Here is a 19,776-nt window from a genome sequence, read left to right as displayed (position 1 = left end):
AAGCGGTTAAAACACGAAATAGAAAAGGAGAGAAAATAATGAAACGAACGTCGAAAATTCTTGCGTTGCTTGCGGCTTCCGCAATGTGCTTCTCGTTTGCGGCATGCGGGAATAAACCCGCGCAAAGCGTCCCGAAATACGAGTATACCGACACAATCGAGCGTCCTGAAATAGACATGCCCGAAATAGCTACGCGGGTTAAATATCCCGCCAAGCCCGATTCTAAGCCCTCCGCGCCCGCCGAAGGCGTTGCGCCGTCGGTTAAGGCGTATACGGCTTCGGAAGCGGCAAGCCCTTATTCGGTTACCGATTCGGGCGATGCGAAACGAATTTCTTATTCCGACGTGTCGGATTGGTCGTATGTTTATGTGCAAATAGAAAACTATTCGCCCGATTACGGCAATTTTAAAATAACGCTCAACAACGACCCCGAAAACAAAGGGACCGACGCGGCGAGCGCCGAGCGCATAGCGGTGCAGGCTGTTTACTACGAAGCTTACGAACTCGGCTATTCTCCCGTAACGGTATTTAGCGGAGAGCTTACGGGCGGCGAACAATACGTTATAGCCGACTTGGGCGAAACCCTTATAACCGACGCGTCGTTCGGCGCGGTTGCGGGGCAATCGGTGCGCAATAAAACCGTGCTCGGCTTTGTGGTGTTTATCGACTCTCTTCCTTCTATGCCTCCCGCAAACGGAGCTTCGGGCACGCTCGATATTTTAAACTTTCAGCTTTTGAAAAACGGCGACCCCGCTCTTGAAGACAGATACGTTAAGCCGATTGCTTCGTTTGAAAACGCCGAAGCGAGCGAGGGAATAACCGTTGCGAAAGGAGAAACGCTCACTGTGAGCGGCACGGGAAGCGTGAGCTTGCCGCTTGATAAATACACTCCCGATTTTGCGAAATTTACTCTTTCGGTAAACGGAACGCAAAGCGAAAAGGTGAAAGTGGGCGTGCGTTACTCTTTGAAGGAAACTTACGAACTTTCGCCCCAAACCGAAGCTACGCTAACCGGTTCCGAGCAAGATGTTGTTTTCGATTTTAACGCTCTGCGTCCCGCAAGCGGCGGCGACGATATGGAGTCGCGCCTTATTAAATACGGCGACGTTACGCACATTGTGCTTTTGTTCGATTCCGTTACCGACTTTGTTTTAAGCGACGTTAAATGGACTCGCACCGCAACCGACGGCGCGTATGTTGCCGACAGCTGGACGAGTAATTCTTCGTCGGTTACAAAGAATTGGGCTTACGAGGGCGGCAACGCGGGTTTTGCGCTTGAATATCACACCGCGTGGAATTACGTTTCCGTTCCCGTTCGCAAAGGCGAAGGAATAGCAAAAATAGTGCTGACTCTTTATGCGCCCGACGGGCTTAACCATTTGGGCGTGGGCGTTGTGAACAACTCGCCGCACAACAGCGCGGGGCAAAACAAAGGCTCGTTTATAGTTCGCCGTGCCGCCGACGTTATAAAAGGAGCGGACACGGAACCGTCGGATTACAGCGGCGAAAAGTATATGCAGGGCATTACCGAAACGATTGCTTACAGCGCCGAAACAAAAACTTACACTTTAACCTACGATTTTTCGAAAATGAAAAAAGACGACGACGAAAAGACTTTTGCCGACTACACCACAACGGCTATCCTGTTTTATATGAACTGCCCTTGCGGCGGAGCCGACGCAAAAGCCCACGAATTTGAGGGGGCCCGCTCGCTCTACTTTATGAGCATACAGCTTTTGGGCGAATAGTTTCCGCGTTTGTTGCAGTGGATTGCCGCGTCGCCTAACGGCTCCTCGCAATAACAACACCGCACGCGTAACTGTGTCATTGCGAGTGATAGCGAAGCAATCCCGTGCACGGAGCGAAAACAACGCGATAATTTATTAAGTTATTCATGCCGATAAAGGCGTAAATAAAAAATTCTTAAATTTTAAGGAGGAACATTATGAAGAAAACAGTAGCAAAAAGAGCTACGGTATTGCTTGCAATACTCGTGTTGCTCGCGCTCTCTCTTTCGGGACTGAGCGTTGTCGCCTTCGCGGAAGGCAACCCCACAGTGGGCGCGTTTACAACAAATGACGCATATAAGTTTAATGGAACGTCAGAAACAGAATCGGAAAATAAAACGACAGTTAGCTATAATTGGACGACGGCGGGCACATATCTTGCAAGAGTGAACGTTGCGAATTATACGGGAGGCGGAAGCATTGAGCTTAGCTTAACGCCTGTTCAGAATGCGCATATTCGTCTTGTTTTGTTCGGTGCGTCAGCTTGGAACGTTTTTGGCGCCGACGCGATTGCGGATACCGAAATGACGGCGGGAGAAGCTTTCGAGCGCACAATAAGCTTGGCGGCTTGGGATTCCGACCTTACGAGCGCGAGAACATTTGATTTGGGCTTTTATTTTGACTCTAACATAGCCAACACTGGCAATAAAAAGATTACCGTAAATAAGTTGAGCGTTGGCGGAGTGAGTTACACACCCACCGAGTATACTCCCGAAGCTCCCGAAGTACAGGCTCCCGAAAAGTCGTTTAAAGAGCTTGCCGATTGGACTGTGACCAACGGCACGAAATCGGCTAACACGCTCGAAAAGTTGACCGGCGACGAAGCAAACGGAACTGTTGACAATGCGGCGGGCGACATAACGGCAAACGCCGGCGCGGCTACCGTTACAATCGAAGTTCCGCTAAGCGAGACGCTACCCGGCTGGCCTAACGATTGGAGCGCGCTTTATGTAAAGTTTAAGGCAACTAATATTGCGAGTTTGGCAGGACATATAGAAGAGGTTGCCGCAGGCGACGTTAATCTTTTCTGCGCCGATATTTTGGGAAGCGCTTGGAATGCCGAAGCGGTATCGTCTGTGACGGAAGGTTATAAGCTTTCTACCGTTAGCAGTTTGAGCACATATTTCGGCGCGTTTAAAGGCGATATTTCGAAAATTGTGTTGGTAGCCACAGTTAAAGATACTTCTGCGGAAGCTAAAATCGAATTCGGCGGCATGACGTTTGCAAGCACTCAACCCAAATTCGTGAACGATATAAGCTCTCCCGACCTCTCAATCGGCGAATGGGCGGGAGCCGCTTGCTACACGCTTACTCCCGATGCCGAAGTTACGGTAGGCGAGGGCAAAGACGCCGTAACATACTCGGGGTTAAAAGTTGAATACAGCGCAACTACGCAGTATGCGAACGTTAAAGCCGACGTTACAAATTACGATTTTACAAAGCATCCGAAATTGCGCATAGGTTTCTATTCGAGCGCCGCAGTGAAAGTAGGCGTATATGCAAATATAGAAGGCTCGCAGTGGGATGTGGCGGTTAAAGGGCATGCCGATTATAAGGCAGGTTATAATTCTATTATAATTGATTTGGAAGATAAGGTCTATAAGTCGGTTAATCTTTACATAGACAGCGCCGAAGCCACAACATGCGAAACGGCAAAAACGCTTGTTTTTGATTCCGTAACTTTCTACACTCCGTTTAATGTTGCCGCGCAAGATTCTACGGCAATAATAGACGGCGCCGTTGCGATAGAATTGCAAGACACCACCGACGGCAGCATACAATGGACGTGCGAAACTACTAACGGCGCAAGCTACTCGCGCGTAAAAGTTCCCGTAGAGCATTGGTATAAATTCGACCGCTACGTTTTGTTGGACGTTACGCTCGATTCTCCTTTAAAGCTTGGCGTATATTTTAACGCGGGTTCGCTTTTAGAACATGCGGCGCTTAGTGCGGGCAGATACAAACTGTGCCTCGATACGCGCGCTTATAATAATTGGGAGTCTTTTGTGGAAGACGGCGACAACATTCTTTTGTTCTATTGCGACGCGGGCTCGGGAGACGGCGTAGTTGCGGGCAATAAAAAAGTTACCGTGCACAGCATAAGTTTTGCGGAAACCGCCGAATATGTCAGCTCGCCCGATTCGTCGAAAGCAAGCGTGAATTTCGCAAATGAAACCGTTTCTATCGAAGAAGGCTTCGAGGCGTCCGCTTCCGCAGACTTTAACGCGTTGCTCGAAAACGGTTCCGCAATAGCGCCCGGCAGCATGCTTTATGTTCGCGGAAAAGACGCGAGCACTGCGGCAACCGAAATTAAATTGCCCGCCCGCCCGACTCTTTCGGCTGCCGACGCGCCCACGCCTACCAAAGGCGAAAACTATATCCGTTTCGGCGACGCTTCGTTCGAATATAAAATGGGCGACGGAGAGTGGGCTAAAACGGGTTCGTGGGGCAACCTTACTGCGGGCACCGAATACACCGTGTACGTTCGCAAGGCGGCAACCGAAACCGCGTTCCGTTCGGAAGAGGTCGAACTTAAAATAACCACCAACGGTACAAAGCCGAGCGGAGGCAACGACGGCGATAACAACGGCGGAGATAATTCCGAAGAGCAACCCGCTAAAAAGAAATGCGGCTCGCAGGTAGGCTCGCAAGCCGTTGCGGTCGGTATGCTTCTTGTGCTCGCGGCAGGCGCGGTAATTGTTCTTAGAAAGAGAACCGCAAAATAATACGGCTTAACAAACAGGAAAGTAAAAAAATAAAAGCACCCGTCGAAAAGCGCACTTCCCATAGGGAATTAAAAAACTAAATTATTAAGAGTTATACTTTCAAGCAAGGACAAAAGCTCTCGAACGATATGTTCGAGAGCTTTTTACTACAAACCTTTTAGAAAGATAAATTGAAATTTATAAGACTTGTTCAATTTTTATATATTATAATTTTGCAATCTTTTTCAAAACGAAAATTCGCCCATTTTCTTCCTATTTGTCGCACAAAATAGTATTCATCGTTCGGAAATATCTGTTTTGTCATAAATCGTAACAGGTTTAGCGCATCGGCAGATTCGTTCAACACGATTTCACGCGTACTCCATCCGTCTGTTACAGGTGAATATATTTCGTGAATCATATCATAAAACAACTCTTTTCCGTTGATTGGTATTTTTCTTATTAAGTCCGACCTTCTGTCGCAATTGAGCATACTTTTTAACAGGTCATACTGTTTGCTATCAAGCGTTATTTTACATATTTCCATTGTAAGCTCCTTATTTGACCAATTTATTCAGCGAAAATCAAAGTTGCCTTGTAAAATATCTATTATATTCTCTGAATAATAAATTTTGCCGTTTATTGTCCTGTCTTTTATACAAGTCTTGGAACATATCGACTATCGAAATATTACATAGACCTTTATTTACAAGCAATTCATATTTTCCTTGTGAAAAAGCAAATTCTTCAATTAACCATTTGGCGTCCGCATTATTTTTTATAACGACCTCTCCCCAATATACAGACATAATACTTTCAAATTGTTTTTGCGATAATCCTAATTTACCGAATGTATTATTGCGATATAATTGAAAATATAATTTTTCTATATCTTTTAGACTTTCAATAGTGTAGTCGGGGGGGGGAACCGTCTAATTGTCCGCTTATAGCTTCTAACCTATTGAGCAATTCGTCTTTGTATGAGATAAAATATTTTTCGGCTTGGGCTATATCATAAAATTCTTTCAATTTTTCGCCGTATTTCAGCGCTATTATTAAACTGTGTTCGGACATATTGTTATTTTCCTTTATGTTATGAAAAATTCTTTTTTAGCCAGTTATATAAATTTTTCCATGTCAAAATGTCCCTCAGCGTAAATTAGTTGTCCGTTCTTATGCTCATAGCCTAATTTACGGTAGAATGGTATCGCTGACATTGCGGCGTGAATTTCAATTCTATTTGCTCTTTTTGCGTATTCGTCGTTTTCCAAAAATTCTATAATCTTTCTGCCTACACCTTTTCTCTGATATTTTGGATCAACAAAAATAGTATGTATCCAACTCTCGGTTAAGCTGTCCCAATATGTAGCAATGCCACCGCAACCGATAATTTTTCCGTTGTCTTTGACAACATAAAAATGTCCGTTGTCCATTTTAGTTTTGATTTCATCGTATGTGCAATAAAAATATTGCGACGGATAGAACTCGGCAAAATCGGAATATTTACAAGAACGAATTACCATATCGCATGTTTCCTGTATTTCGTTTTCTTCAATCAATTTTATGTTCACTCTTTATACTCCGTTAAATTACTGTTTATCGTACAATCATTATATCACGAAAAATGAAAGAGCGCAACTGATTGAATTTTGCGAGAAATATAAAACATATCTATATCTCACTAGGCTACGAGTAGCCAAGTTCGTCCACGCTTAAAATACAATAGAAAAGGTATGGCTTTATGCCATACCTTTTCTATTGCCTGCGACTTGCCTAAAATTCCCTATGGGAATTACTGTAAAGTCCGACGGGTGCTTTTTATAATTGAGTGTTTAATATAGTTTTGTTGTTTATTCTTAAAGCAAGGCGAGGAGGGAATCGAGTGCTCCCGACATATTTCCAACGGCGGAACCTGCGTTGGAGCAATCCGTTACGGCAGTTTGCGCCGCCGCTTGCGCTTTCTCAACGTCCGATTTGTACCAATTCAAGAATCCCATATCGAGGTTTGCGGCTGCGTTCGTTAAGTGCGTTGCGGCGGAACCCGCGTTGTTGCTTGACGTTGCGAGGTAACCGCTTGCGCCCATAAGCCCCGAAGCTCCGTTGCCGTTTTTGTCGCCTGCGTTTCCGAGCGATTCGGCGAGCGCCGCTTTAAGTTTTGCCGCGTCGGCTTCGCTAAGCGACGGAAGCGCTTTCGAGCACAGCGCCGTTGCCGCGTTCATTAGTTCGGTTGCCGCGTTTGCCGCCGACTTAACGTTGTTTGCGTAAGCCGACAGATTTTCGGCTGCCGATTTAACTTCGTTTCGTTTGTCTTTGCCGTATTGAGTGTTTAGAATGACGCTCGCCGTGTTGCCTGTCGTTGCGTAAGTTTGCGAAAGTTCGAACAGAACTCCGCTCGATTTTTCGAGAGCCGCCACAGCCGCGTCGGCACCGCCTGCGTATACGCTTTGCAGCTTAGCCACGTTTTCGGCGGTGGGGTTGTATTGTTTTGCCGTGAGCGCATGCGCGGTGAGGGAGAGCGCATTATTTAAAGTTGACGTTAGCGAATTAACCGATTCGGCATTTTGGCAAGCCGCGCTATTCACTTGCGCCGCATATACGGCTATTGAACGGATAGACGCGTCTAAGACGTTTGTTCCTATGTTTTCGGAAGCGGCTTTCGCTTGCGCCGCCGCTTGTTTTGCTCTGTTTGCGAGAGCAGCGGTTTGTTCGTTGCTGTCGGCGTAAGACGTTTCCGTAAGAATTTCCACCGCTTTGGCGGCGCCGCTTGCCGCAGTGTTCGCGGCGTCGGCATATTCGAGCGCTTCCGCTATTGCGGTAAGAGAGCCGTCGGCATTGCCTTGTTCGGCATATTCGAGCGCGTTTTGCGAAGCCGCGTTGCCGCTTGCCGCTATGCTTTCTGCCGACAGCACTGCGGCGTTGCCCGCTTTAAGCGCCGTTGATTGTTTGGTTTGCGCCACAAGTTCGGCATTCTCTTGCGCTTTTAAAAGAGCAGTTTCGTTTTCGGATATTTTTGCGGCTCTGTTTGCGGCTTCGCTCGTGGTGCTCATTGCGCCTATGGCGTTAAGCGCTTCGCCCGCATATATTGCCGCGTCGAGCATATTTCCCGCAGCCGCAGCCGATTCGGCGTTGTTCGCCGCTCTCTCGGCTTCCGCAATCGATTTTGCGCACGCCGTGCTTGCCGCAAGGCTCGCTTTTGCGGCGGTTTCTTTAACTGTGCCGTTCATGTCGGCAATAAAGTCTTGCGCCGTTTTTAGGGCGTCGGCTCCGTTTTCGCCTGCGGCTTCGGCGGCTTTAATCGTAGCTGTTGCCGCCGCTTTGCTTGCTTCTATCGCGCCTACGGCAGCCATAGCCGCGTTGCCTGCCGCCGAATACGCGCGAACCGACGATTCGTAGGCAAGAGCTTTTTCGGCGGAATCCGCCGCTTTAACCGCATAGCGGTAAGAATCTGCGGCAAGCTCAACCGTACTCTCTGCGGCGCTAACCCGTTTGTTTTCGGCGCTTAAAAGCTCTTCTCGCGCCTTTTCCGCGTTTTTGGTTGCCTGAGCGGCTTGTTTGCTTAAAAGGTCGTAGCCGAAAGGCTTTTTGCCGGTGGTTTCCCACTGAGCGTTCGCCTCGTTCAGCTTTTGCCGAGCTTCGGCGTTAGCTTGTTCGGCATTGCGCAAATTCTGTTCGAGTTCTGTTATTTTGCCGTTCAACTCTGTTAATGAAGTTACGCTCTTGTTAGCCTTTTCGGCTTTTTGTTGCGCTTTCTCGGCAAAAGTTTGGGCGGCTTCAACGGGGAAGAGAATCGCAAGGTCGTCTTCAAGGCGGCTTAGGTCGTGAGTTAGGCGCGAATCGTCAGCCCAACCCGCTTTGCCTCCGAAATACACTCTGTAAGGATAAGTCGTTCCGTCGGTGGTGTAATGGGGGTCGAGAGTGCGTTTGCCCGAAACGGTGCCGTCGGGTTCGCGTATAAGATTTTCGAGAGTGGTGTTGTTAAGGCTTAGGGTTACAAGACCCGCAAGTTTGGTGTTTAATTCGAGCCCCGTTATATAGTTGTTTTTGGAAGTGTCCACATAAAGATTTAAGTCGCCCAAACTACTGCTGCCCGCAAGTTCCGCAAGCCCGAGCACAAGCGAGAATCTGCCGCTGTCGGAATTGAAAGAGTAGTTTTTAAGTATTTTGCTTAGGTCTTTCGTTTGAGCGCCGCCGCTTCCGCCGCCCGACACCGAACTCATTATTTGGTCTTTTATGGTGTCGGACATGAGTATGAGTTTAAACAGATAGTAGGTGGGGTTTGCAAGGAATTCGTCTACCGTTGCGGTGCTAACGTCTGTTCCCACAAGCTCGTAGTAGTATTTAACCGCTTTCCAGTCGTATTTGCGCTCGTATTTGTCCACCACGAAATACAGCATGTTGTTTGCAAAGTAAATGTAGCTGTCCGATTTTTGAACAAGTTCCACTACTAACGACACTCGCGGCACGGCAAGCTTGATTGCCGCAACGGTTGAGCCGTCGTCAAGTATTTTTACTTTTGCGTCTATATCTATGTTTGCGTCTATTGTGAGCACTTTAAGATTGAGCGTGCCCGTTATGTTGAATTCGCGCAAGTCTGCGGTTTTTATAATACTGTATAAAAGCGTGTCTATGCTCGATAAATCCATAGCGCCGTCGGGCGGAACTATTTTATTGTAGGCGGGCGCTCCCGACTCTAAGGTTTCGCCTTTTTCGAAAGCGTCTAAGTCGGCTCTGAAATACACCGTGTCGCCGTTTGCTATAAGGTTGCTTATTTCAAGATAAGAAAGTTCGCCGTTTGCGTGCGCCACAGTTACCGACGCGATTTTTCCGCTTGTGGAAAGTCCGAATATTCCGTTGTCGATTTTGATTTGCAGGTAAGAATTTTCGTCGAATCCGAGCGATATTCCTCCAAGAACTTTATCAATAAGTTCTTCGGTTATAAATCCCGTAAGTCCGGATATTCCGCCGTTTTCTTCGTTTGTGGCGTCTTGCACGTTTTCGGCAACTCCGAACAGAGAGTTTATCGTTTCTCTAATCGAATCGAGCCCCGCAATTTCCATAGTTTTGAAAACGTCGGTTTGTATGTGTTCGTAACCTACCGAGTCGGTTAGGTCGTTAAGCATGGGAATATCAAGATTTAAAATGTCGCACAGCGAGCCTATTATTCCCGCAACCGCTTTAAAGTTCACTTTAACATAAAGCTTATTGTAGTTGACGTGGGCTTCAAGCTTTGTAATGTCGAATTTGGGAACAACCGAGTTTCCGAATTCGTCTATGCTCGGAGTGTAGTCGGTGTGGTCTATTAAATACAGCTCTATCGACTGTTCGCCCGTTTTGCCGTCGAGAAGTATTTTAACGTAAGCGTTTAAAAATCCTTCGGTGCGTTCTATGTTCAACTCGCCCGAAATGGTTGTGTTGCCCGAGTTGCCGCGCACGTTCCCCTCGAAGTTCAAGCGGTAGTAGTGGCGGTTAAGAGTGTTGAGAGCCGGCTCGATATAGCTTTGTAGCAGAGCAAGGCTAACATATCCGCCGTTCTTCGCGTTTTTCACTTCGTCGGCTATCGCTGCAAAGTGCGCTTCGTCGGAAACGGGGCGGAGCGCAAGATTGAGAGCGCCCTCTATGCTGCCCGCGTAGTTAAAGTTATATACGTTCACGTCTAAACCGTCGGCTTCGCCCGCGAGCCTTGCCGAAAGTGAGAAGTCGCCCGCGCTTATGCCCGCCGTAATGCCGCTTATGTTCACTGTGTTGCCCGCTTCGTCGGTAGCTTCCGATTGTTTGAGTACGGCGACGTAGCCGAGCAAGTCGGCAAGAGTTTTGCCGCCGAGCGCTTTTTCGAGCAAGCTCACTGTGTTTGCCGAGTGTTCCGCTATCGCGCCTACGGCGAGAGCCGCTTCTTCGCTTCCGCCCGCCGCTTTCGTGAGCCGTTCTATTTCGGCTTTGAGAGACGCCACGTCGTCGAGCGTGAACGAAAGTTTTATTCCGCCCGCCGTATTAACCGCGCCGCCGTTGTTGCGTTCGGGGTCGTTCAACGAGAGATACGCCGTTCCGTCGGAATAAAGAAGGTAAGCGGTGTGTTGTTTGAATTTAAGTTCGGCGCTCAAACTCAAAGGTCTGAGCGACAAACGAATTGTGCCGCTTAGCTCGCCGGATATAAGCGAGGATTTAATTGTTCCGTCGGTTATTTTGAGTTCGAACGCGTTAGACGAGAGCAAATTCGATAGGTTGGGCAGTAGTTCCGCCACGTTCATAAGGTCGAGGTAAGTTTCGGCTTCGGCGCTCGAAATGCCTCCTACGTTTTGCGCGCCGTAAGCGATTTGCGCGTCGAGTTCTATGCCGAGCCCCGCAACTTGCATGTTTTGTAACGACATTCCCGTTATAGCGGTTTCGTTTGCAGACAGCGTAAGCGAGTAGGGAGAACCGTTTGCGGGAACAACGGGAATAATCAAGGAACCGTTTTCGTCTACGCGTATTCCCGCGAGTAAAGTAGTTATTCCGTTAAAGTCGTGTTCGGGCACAACCGATTGCAAGAACGATAAATCAAGCAGAGCTTTTACCATTTCCAACCCGAACGGCATATCGAGCACGGGCAACAGTTCGTTCAACATATTTTCGGCGGTGCCGAGCAACGAAATTATTTTTGCAAAAGAGTCGCTTCCCGCAAGCGCCGTTATTTTGTCTTGCGCGTCAGCGCCCAAAATCGCCGCAAGCCGCGCCGCGTCGTCCGACGAAAGCACTTCGGGAATTTTGTTCACAAATCCGCCCGCAGACGAAAGCACTTTGTTTAGCTCGCGCAGAATAGTTCCCGCGTCGGTTGCGGCAAGTTTTAATTTCACGTTACCCGCCGATAAATAAATTATTCCGTTTTCGAGAGCAAAGTTTATTGCCTGCTCCGAAAGGTATGCCGTTCCGCCGAGAACGAATTTGCCGTTTTCGAATTTTAACCGAATATCGGCGGCAAATTCCTCGCGCGCTTCGTCTTTTTCGAGCGCTCCTTCTATGCGCACGGTAAACGCTTTCGCGCTGACTGCGTTTTTAATGGGGGCAATGAATTTTGCAAACGCCGCAAGATTTATAAACTCGCCGCCTTCCGGCAAAATGCTTTCGGGTTGTATTTTTTCGGCATATTCGGAACCCGTAACCGTCGCCTGTATGTTCGCTTTCAAATTCTTTTCGGGCAAATATGCGTTTAAGTTTGCTTCTATTGCGCCGTTACCGAGTTTTATTTGCGCCGCGATTGTTTCGGAAAGAGTAAGGCTTGCAATAAGCTCTTTTCCCGTTCCGCTTTCGGAAGAGTAGGAGAGGTTTAGCCCGTTGAGAATGGAATTTAGATTTAGGGCGTCGAGGCTAAGCCCGAGCGAACTCAAAAGATTGAGAACGGTTTTGCCGTTTTCGGGCATTAGCGTTCCGAATTGCTCGGAGAGCACTTTTTCCGCGTCGGCAATGTTTACGCTTGCCGCAAAGTTGCCGCATACTATGTAAGCTACGCCGTTTTTAAGCGAGCCGTCGGCTCCGCTCAAATACATGGCTTTGAGAGGAATTTCTCCGATTTGCGGAAGTTTTACCGAGAAACTCGCTTTTAAGGCGAGCGGGTTTGTGTTGAGCGTAAGCTCGCCGTTAGTAAGTTCTACTCGAGTTGTGCCCGCCGTAACCGAACATTCGCCGAGTTTTAACGAAAAACTCTTCGACGAAGCGAGCTTTTTGATTTCGGGAAGCAACGAGGCGATTTCGGACGCGTCTAAAAAGCTTTGCGGATTTTCGGGCGTGCCCACAGTTTCGCCGTCGGCTATTTCGCCTTTTTCGAGTTTAAGCTCCGCGTTTAACTCTATTCCGTCTACTTTCAAACCTTTAATCGAAAGCGTTTCGAGCATGTTTCCGTGCGTGAGAACCACCGACCATTCGGGGCCGATAAGGGGTTTAACTTGCAAATTAAATTCGGAGCCGTTGTAGTTTATGCTCTTTAAGAGAGCGAAAGCGGTGTCTAAGTTGAGCCCGCCGGGAAGCACGCTCGGCAGTAATTTTATTATGCTTTGCGCGTCGAACGACGGAAGATTCGCGTTGGGAATAAGCGAAGAGAGCGAATCGGCAAGAGCGCCGAGCTCGTTTACGTTTGCGCGGATTGCCGCGTTGCCCGCTTTTACGAACGCCGTTTCTCCGTTAAACCACAAATTCGCGTCTATTCCGAAAATCGAAAGAGAGCCGTCCGCCGTTATTCCCGCCGCGCTCTCGTTCGCTTTGGCTATGCGCAGCAAAAGATTGTTTACGTTTACGGGCGTCCCGTTTGCGTCAACCGAAAGATTGCCGCTTATTTTGTAGGCGGGCATTGCGATTGTGTTTGCAACCGCGTCGAGCAAAGGTTTTAGCTGAAGATATTCGGATTCGTTTAATTCGGGAAGAGTAACGCTTGAATCAACGTTTGCGCTAACCGTCATTTTAACGGCGTCCAACATAATTTCGGCGTCTATCGTGTCGGCGGTAACGGAACCGTCGTCCGCCTTTTTCAAGCCCATGTCAACGTCGAGAGCAATTCCCATGAGTTCGAAAGGCATGCGAATGTGAACGTGAGTGTCCGTTTCGGTTATTGTATGGTTTTCGAAAAGCGTCGCCAAAAAGTCGTCGCCGAATTCGAATCCCGAAAGATTTAGTCCCAGCGCGCTCAAATCTGAAACCGACAGAGAATATTTGTTGTTCCCGAGCGCCAAAAACAGCGAGTCGTTTTTATACGTTGCGAAAATGTCGTCGCCTACCGCAAAGCCGTAGTTGCCGCCCGCTATGTCTATTTGGGCGCGAACGGGGTAGGTTCTGCCGAACGCTTTGAGAGTTGCCGAGAGTTTAAGAACTTCGCTTCCCGAAATATACGCGCCGAAAGCTTCGTTAAGGTAGTCGGACGGTCCTTTTTCTGTGGAAACGTCGCCCGTGCTTCCCGTAGGAACGTAGTCGGCAAATATTTGCGCGCGTTCGGGCATAAAATCTTTTTCGTAAGAATAAGTTTCGGTAAGGGAGCTTTCGCACTTAGTGCCGCCCATTATGTCTATTTTATAGGTGTCGTAAGATTTGATTTCGCGTACAACCCAGTTTGAATCTATCGTGTACACAAGTCGGCACGCTAAAAATTCGGGATAAGCTGTAACTCCCGCGAAAGTCATCATTTCGTAGCGCGAGTATTTTTGCGCTTCGGACGCGTGCATAACAAGTTCGAAAGTGAACGTTCCGTCGGAGTTTTGGGAAACGAAACTTCCCGATTGCACCGATTCGTTCGTTACGCTGTATTTCGTTATTTCCTGAGGCACAACGCCGTAACGTTGGCGGTATACCGAGTTAGAAAGCTCGGTAACGCTGTCAGACCACGATTTAACCGCGCCGCCCGAAGCTTCGCCTTTGCGGTAAAGAAGGGCGCCGTCTTTAAAATAGCGTTGCTCCGCTACCGACGCGATTGCCGAGAGAGACACCGATTCGCTGAATATGTGCCCGCCGCGTTTGGAGCGGTAGTTTAAAACGGTTTGCTTATAAAAGCCCATTGCCGTAACGGTGCCGTTGGTTGTGCTTTGCACGCTGTCGGTGTTTAAGTATACGTCGGCGGCTATGGCAAAATTTTCCGCCGCAGAATAGTCGAGGGGAGAATTTTTTCCTTCCTGAGGTTTTGCGGTTGTGGATATAAGTCGGTATATGTCGAATTCCGTAAAACTTTGGTCGGCGTATATATCGTTGTTGGCTGTAAGCACATAAAACGCAATCGATATTATAGGGATTAGCGCGAATAATAATTTTGTTCTTTTAATATGCCATCTCATATTTTAACTCCGTTTAAGCGGGGAAAATAATTCCTTGTTTTTTTCGCGCGCAAAAATTTTTTTGCACATTATGTTAACGGATATTATATTATAATAATATATATCCTTATATAATTATATCGCAAACAACAAGCAATGTAAAGTTTTTTGAAAAATTTTCGCGTTTGAATTTGCAATTTTGGGCTATAAATTGCACAAAATTGCTTTTTACTGAAAATCGAAACAAAAGCAAAAGTGAATTCACCTTATCGTATATTTTTCGACTTCGGCTTTACTTGACAAAAAACGTTCTTTTGTGGTATTATTTAAAGCATGAAAAAGACGAAAGATTCGGTTGAAAAAACACGGGGAGGCGAATCCGTTCGAACCCCGCTCGATAAAAAGACCGCCGACGAAATCGCGCGCGCTCAGCGCGTGGTGGAGGGCGGCGAGGAAAAGCCTTTAAAGTCCGCGAAAAAAGGCGGCGAAAAGGCTAAGCTTAACGCCGAAATCGGCTCGGTAAAAGCGGAGGAATCGCTCGAACGCCTCAAAAAGCTTCCGAAAGTTGTTACCAAAGATACGAATACAATCGAGCTTGATATAGACCGCAGAGTGTTCGACGGCAGCGGCTCCGACGCCAAAGCGTCCGCCGAGCTTTCGCGTAGCGTAACGATAGACGGCACAATGCTCAGCCAAGAGCGCCTTGCCGCGCAAAGAAAAAAGAAGCGCAAATTTGTGAACACCGACTATTCGGGCGCCGAAAGATACGAGCCCGACTATTCTCGCGGGCTCACTTCTTTTCAGGTTGAAAAGCGCGAGTCCGACGGATTTATAAATTTGAGCAAGCGCAAGTCCGGAAAATCTTACGGACGTATTTTTTTCTCGAATATTTTCACTATTTTCAATCTTTTGATTTTCATTGTGGCGGCGGCTTTAATCGCCGTAGGGGCGGGGCTGAACCAACTGTTCTTTTTGGTTATTGCGGTAGCTAACCTCAGCATAGGAATTTTTCAGGAGATAAAGAGCAAGCGCGCCGTAGATAAACTCAATTTGATTACCGCTCCGAGCGCCATAGTTATTCGAGACGGCGAAAAGCGCGCCGTTCCCATATCCGAAATAGTGCTCGACGATATTATATATCTTGAAATGGGCAAGCAGATTCCCGCCGACGCCGTAGTTGTTAAAGGCGACATAGAGGTGAACGAAAGCATGCTCACGGGCGAAAGCGTGCCGATGCGCAAAAAAGAGGGCGCCGAACTTTTTTCGGGCAGTTTCGTTACGAGCGGCGCCGCTTATGCGAGAGTGGTGCAAGTGGGCGAAAACAACTATGTGGAAACGCTCACGTCTTACGCGAAAAAATACCGCAAGCCCAAATCCGAACTTCAAGCGTCGGTTAAGCTTATAATCCGCGTGGTTACTATTATACTCATTCCGCTTGCCATTCTTATGATTTTCAAGGAACACAAAGCGTTCGGCTTAACGGGTCTGCCGCCGTCAGAAAAGTGGAAAACGGTTATAAGCAACACGTCGGGCGCGGTTATAGGCATGATTCCCGCAGGAATGTTTTTGCTTACGAGCACGGCGCTTGCCGTGAGCGTGGTGCGCCTTGCCAAGAAGAAAACTCTCGTTCAAGATTTGTACTGCATAGAAATGCTTGCGCGCGTAGACGTGCTGTGCCTTGATAAAACGGGCACGATTACCGACGGCAGTATGCAGGTGAACAACGTTATAGAAATTAAAGGCGGAACGCAGGACTATCCGCTTCCCGAAATTATAGGCAGTATGCTGACCGCCACCGAAGACAACAACCAAACCGCGCTCGCTTTGGCGGCAAGGTTCGGATACAGTTCGGCTTTAAAGCCCAAAACGGTTATGCCTTTTTCCAGCCAAAGAAAGTTGTCGGCGGTAACTTTTGAAACGGGCGGCACTTACCTTTTGGGCGCGCCCGAGTTCGTTTTGAAAGATATGGGCGTTAGAATAGAAAAAATTGTGAGCGAAAACGCCGCAAACGGTTACCGCGTGCTTGTGTTGGCTCATTCTCCCGCCGAAATCACGGGCGAAAAGCTTCCCACAGTGCGTCGCCCTATTTGTCTTATAGTTATAGAAGACCACATACGCGACGACGCCGTCGAAACAATAAAGTGGTTTAAAGAAAACAACGTTGCCGTTAAGGTAATATCGGGCGACAACCCTATAACCGTTTCGGAAGTGGCGCGCAGAGTGGGCGTTGAAAACGCCGAACTCTATATTTCGCTCGAAGGACTAAGCAACCAAGAGGTTTTGGAAGCGGCGCCCAAGTACACCGTTTTCGGGCGCGTCACCCCCGAACAAAAATGTTTGCTTGTGAAAGCGCTTAAAGCGAAAGGGCACACCGTTGCCATGACGGGCGACGGCGTGAACGATATTTTGGCGATGCGAGAAGCGGATTGCAGCGTTTCAATCGCGTCGGGTAGCGAGGCCGCCCGAAACGTGAGCCACCTTGTGCTTTTAGACAGCAATTTCACGAGTATGCCCGACGTGGTTAAAGAGGGTAGGCGGGTTATAAACAACATTCAAAAGGCAAGCTCGCTGTTTCTCATGAAAACGTTTATGAGCATGGCGCTCGCAATTATCTTTTTGATTATGCGAAAGCCTTATCCGTTCGACACATCGAACTTGTTGCTGTTGGAACTTCTCGTTATAGGGCTTCCGAGCTTCGCGCTCGCTTTGCAAAAGAACTCGGATATTATTCGAGGAAGATTTTTGTCGAACGTTATAGGGCGGTGCGTGCCCGGCGGCATAACTCTTACTATGGCGGTAATGAGCGTGTATATTTACGGCAACGTGATTATGCCGAACTTGACGAACGCGGCGTATGTGAGTATGCTCGTAATTGCGCTAACCTACACTGGCATGATAATTCTCTACAAAAACTGCGAGCCTTTCGACGCATTTCGAACGGTGCTTGTAATAGCGATAGGCGCGCTGAGCGTTGTGGCTCTTGTGTTTTTGCCAGACGTGTTCGGAGTTTCGAAAATCGAAAAAGTGGATTTGTTTTTCACGACTACGGTTGTGCTTGCAAGTTACTTTGTGGTGTCTATAATGATGCGCATTATGCGCGGAGCGAAATTGCTTCAATAATAGCGGAGGCGGTAATTGATTAAGCATATACCCATAAACGACGGATGGCTGTACCGCAAAGGCTTTACGCAAGATTGCCTCGAACGCGAGTTCGATTGGTCGGATAGCTTTATAGTTCAAATTCCGCATAACATAGAGTGCGACAGTCGCGAATATTTCGACGAAAGAAATATGCGCGCGCTCAGCACTTATTCGAGAGTTTTAACCGTTCCCGAGTCTTATAACGGCAAGCGGCTATTGTTGAGTCTCGAAGGGGTGCTTTCGTATGTGGAAGTGTACGTTAACGGGATTTTCGTTACCAGCCATAAAGGGGAAAGCCCTTTTGTGGCGGATATAACCGCACCCGTAAAATACGAGTACGAAAACCGCATTGTATTGAAAGTTGATTCGAATTTGCGCGCGGAAGTGCCTTGTTGCGGCACTCGCGGACCTTTGGCGCTGTTTGGCGGAATATGCCGCGACGTCGTTTTTATGATTTGCGACGGCAGAGACATACGCGACGTGTGCGTTCGCACATACGGCGCGGGAAACTCGCGCACCGTCACCGCCGACGTGGAAATGTTCGATTATTACCCCGACACCGAGCTCGACGGCGAAATATTCGATTTCGACGGCAACAGCGTTGGGACGCTCGCGGCGCGTAGCGTTCAAGGCAATTCGGTGCGATTAAAAGGCGAATGTTCGCAAATTCAATGTTGGTCGCCCGATTCTCCCGCGCTTTATACTGCGTCGGTGCGTCTTAAAAGCGGCAAAAAAATTCTTGATTGCAAAAGCGTGGCGTTCGGATTTGTTTCGGCTGAATTTAAGCGCGACGGCTTTTATCTTAACGGCAAGCCGACTAAACTCATAGGGCTTTTGCGCGCCGACTGCTATCCGAGCATAGGGCGTTCGGCAACGGGTGAAACCGAAAGGCGGGACGCTCGCATAATAAAAGCGGCGGGTTGCAACGCTGTGCGCACAATGGGACAAGCCGGGCGCGACTTTATAGACGAGTGCAACCGCATAGGTCTTATGGTTATAGAAGACGTTTACGGCGACGGCTATGTGGGAGGCGCCGAATGGAAAGACGCGTTTTTAACTAACGTTACCGACATGGTTACGCGCGACCGAAACAATCCGTCGGTTATAGCGTGGGGAGTGCGCGTAAATAATTCGGGCGATTCCGACGAGCTGTATTTTAAGGCTCACAAAACGGCGAAAGAAGCCGACCCCACGCGCGCCACTTTGGGCGCCCGCAACTTTCTTGCGAGCCGCCCGATAGAAGACGTGTTCGCGTTTAACGAAACTTACCGCCCGTCGCGCAAAAAACGCAAAACGGGCAAGCTGTTTGTGCCGTTTTTGCTCGGCGAGCATTGCGGCAAAAACCGCCCCGCCCGCACATACGACGCCGAGAGCGTGCGTTTGGAACAGGCGCTTAGGCACATAGAGGCGATTAACGACACGTTGGGCGGCTCCGCGCTCGGTGCTTTCGGAATGAGCTTTTGCGATTTCGCTACGGGGCGAGGCAGAGGAAACGGCGACAGCGTGAACAATTACGGCGTGTTCGACCAAAACCGAAACCCCAAACTTGCCGCATACGCATACATAAGCCAAACCGACACCGAACCCGTTTTGGAACTTTCTTCTAATCTGTCGGCCGACGATTACACGGGGAAGCTGTACGTTTTCACAAACGCCGACAAAATAATTATGTACCGCAACGACGTTAAAGTCGGAGAGTATTTTCCCGACAGAAAGCGGTGGCAGCATTTAAAGCATCCGCCCGTAGTAATCGACGATTTCGCGGGCGAACTTCCCGCTTGCGAGTTGGGCTCGGGATTTAAGTTGAAGCTGTTTAAAAGTCTTTTAAAAGAATACGACAGAAAGGGCGCGTGTTTGTTCGGCTTTTTAAATTCGCGTAAAGAAGCTTTATTGCGTATATTTGGCAAATACGATAGGCGCGCGCTCGGCGAACTTCTCGAAAAATATTCGCGCGTTCCGCCGAACGGGGCGAAATACACGTTCGAAGCGGTTTACGGCGGAGAAGTTAAAAAGACGCGAACGCTTTCGCCCGACATAGTTAAAACTCTTAGGGTGCAACCTTCGTGCGAGAGGGAGCTCGTTTGCTCAAAATCTTATGAGAGAATAGCTTTTTCGCTGTTTGCCGAAGACGGCTTCGGAAACGTGCTCGACTATTGCTTTATGCCCGTTTCGGTTCATGCGGGCGGCTCGCTTGCAATAGAGGGTGCGAATCATTTGAGTTTGGAAGGCGGGCGCGGGGGCTTTTTTGCAAGAAGCGTTTCGCCGGGAATAGGAGTGGTTACGGTTAGGAGCGAACTCGGCGTTCGGGAATTTGAATTCGAATGTAAATACGACGAAACCGAAAGGTTTTAGCAGAGTGTGAAAAAACGCAAAAATTAT

8 protein-coding genes are annotated in these 19,776 nt (G+C 48.4%); 4 read left to right on the top strand and 4 right to left on the bottom strand.

The genetic code is table 11. The annotated features are described in order from the left end of the window. The first annotated feature begins 38 nt into the window (after positions 1-38). Together NFR62_RS03405 and NFR62_RS03400 are read left to right on the top strand one after the other, a co-directional pair. Positions 39-1,748: a hypothetical protein gene (locus tag NFR62_RS03405; RefSeq protein ID WP_251614091.1), complete on the top strand. Its 1,710-nt coding sequence runs from the start codon at positions 39-41 to the stop codon at positions 1,746-1,748. A gap of 197 nt (positions 1,749-1,945) precedes the next feature. Beyond that, positions 1,946-4,513 (top strand): hypothetical protein, encoded by a 2,568-nt coding sequence (locus tag NFR62_RS03400; protein ID WP_251614088.1) that lies wholly within the window; start codon positions 1,946-1,948, stop codon positions 4,511-4,513. Positions 4,514-4,703: 190 nt separating this feature from the next. Here the strand turns inward: NFR62_RS03400 and NFR62_RS03395 are convergent, their stop codons facing one another. The 4 genes from NFR62_RS03395 to NFR62_RS03380 form a co-directional block, all read right to left on the bottom strand. Then, positions 4,704-5,039, bottom strand: coding sequence for a hypothetical protein (locus NFR62_RS03395; protein WP_251614084.1), 336 nt, complete (start codon positions 5,037-5,039; stop codon positions 4,704-4,706). A gap of 356 nt (positions 5,040-5,395) precedes the next feature. Next, complete coding sequence (locus NFR62_RS03390; RefSeq protein WP_251614081.1) at positions 5,396-5,566, bottom strand: hypothetical protein; 171 nt, start codon at positions 5,564-5,566, stop codon at positions 5,396-5,398. A gap of 44 nt (positions 5,567-5,610) precedes the next feature. Continuing rightward, positions 5,611-6,063, bottom strand: a complete 453-nt coding sequence (locus NFR62_RS03385) for a GNAT family N-acetyltransferase (RefSeq protein ID WP_251614078.1) — start codon at positions 6,061-6,063, stop codon at positions 5,611-5,613. 285 nt (positions 6,064-6,348) lie between these two features. Further along, the gene (locus tag NFR62_RS03380) at positions 6,349-14,277 is read right to left on the bottom strand and encodes a cell envelope integrity TolA family protein (RefSeq protein WP_251614061.1); all 7,929 of its coding nucleotides are present in this window, start codon (positions 14,275-14,277) and stop codon (positions 6,349-6,351) included. Between the two features lie 312 nt (positions 14,278-14,589). On the opposite strand from NFR62_RS03380, the gene NFR62_RS03375 reads away from it, so the two are divergent. Beyond that, on the top strand, positions 14,590-17,376 hold the full coding sequence (locus NFR62_RS03375; RefSeq protein WP_251614058.1) for an HAD-IC family P-type ATPase: 2,787 nt from the start codon (positions 14,590-14,592) through the stop codon (positions 17,374-17,376). Positions 17,377-17,391: 15 nt separating this feature from the next. Next, positions 17,392-19,749 (top strand): glycoside hydrolase family 2 protein, encoded by a 2,358-nt coding sequence (locus NFR62_RS03370; protein ID WP_251614055.1) that lies wholly within the window; start codon positions 17,392-17,394, stop codon positions 19,747-19,749. The last annotated feature ends 27 nt before the right edge of the window (positions 19,750-19,776 follow it).

The organism is Pumilibacter muris (assembly GCF_943193045.1).
Lineage (GTDB): Bacteria > Bacillota > Clostridia > Christensenellales > Pumilibacteraceae > Pumilibacter > Pumilibacter muris.
The sequence above is the reverse complement of the archived record's forward strand: the minus strand, read 5'-3'. Positions and strand labels throughout refer to the sequence as shown.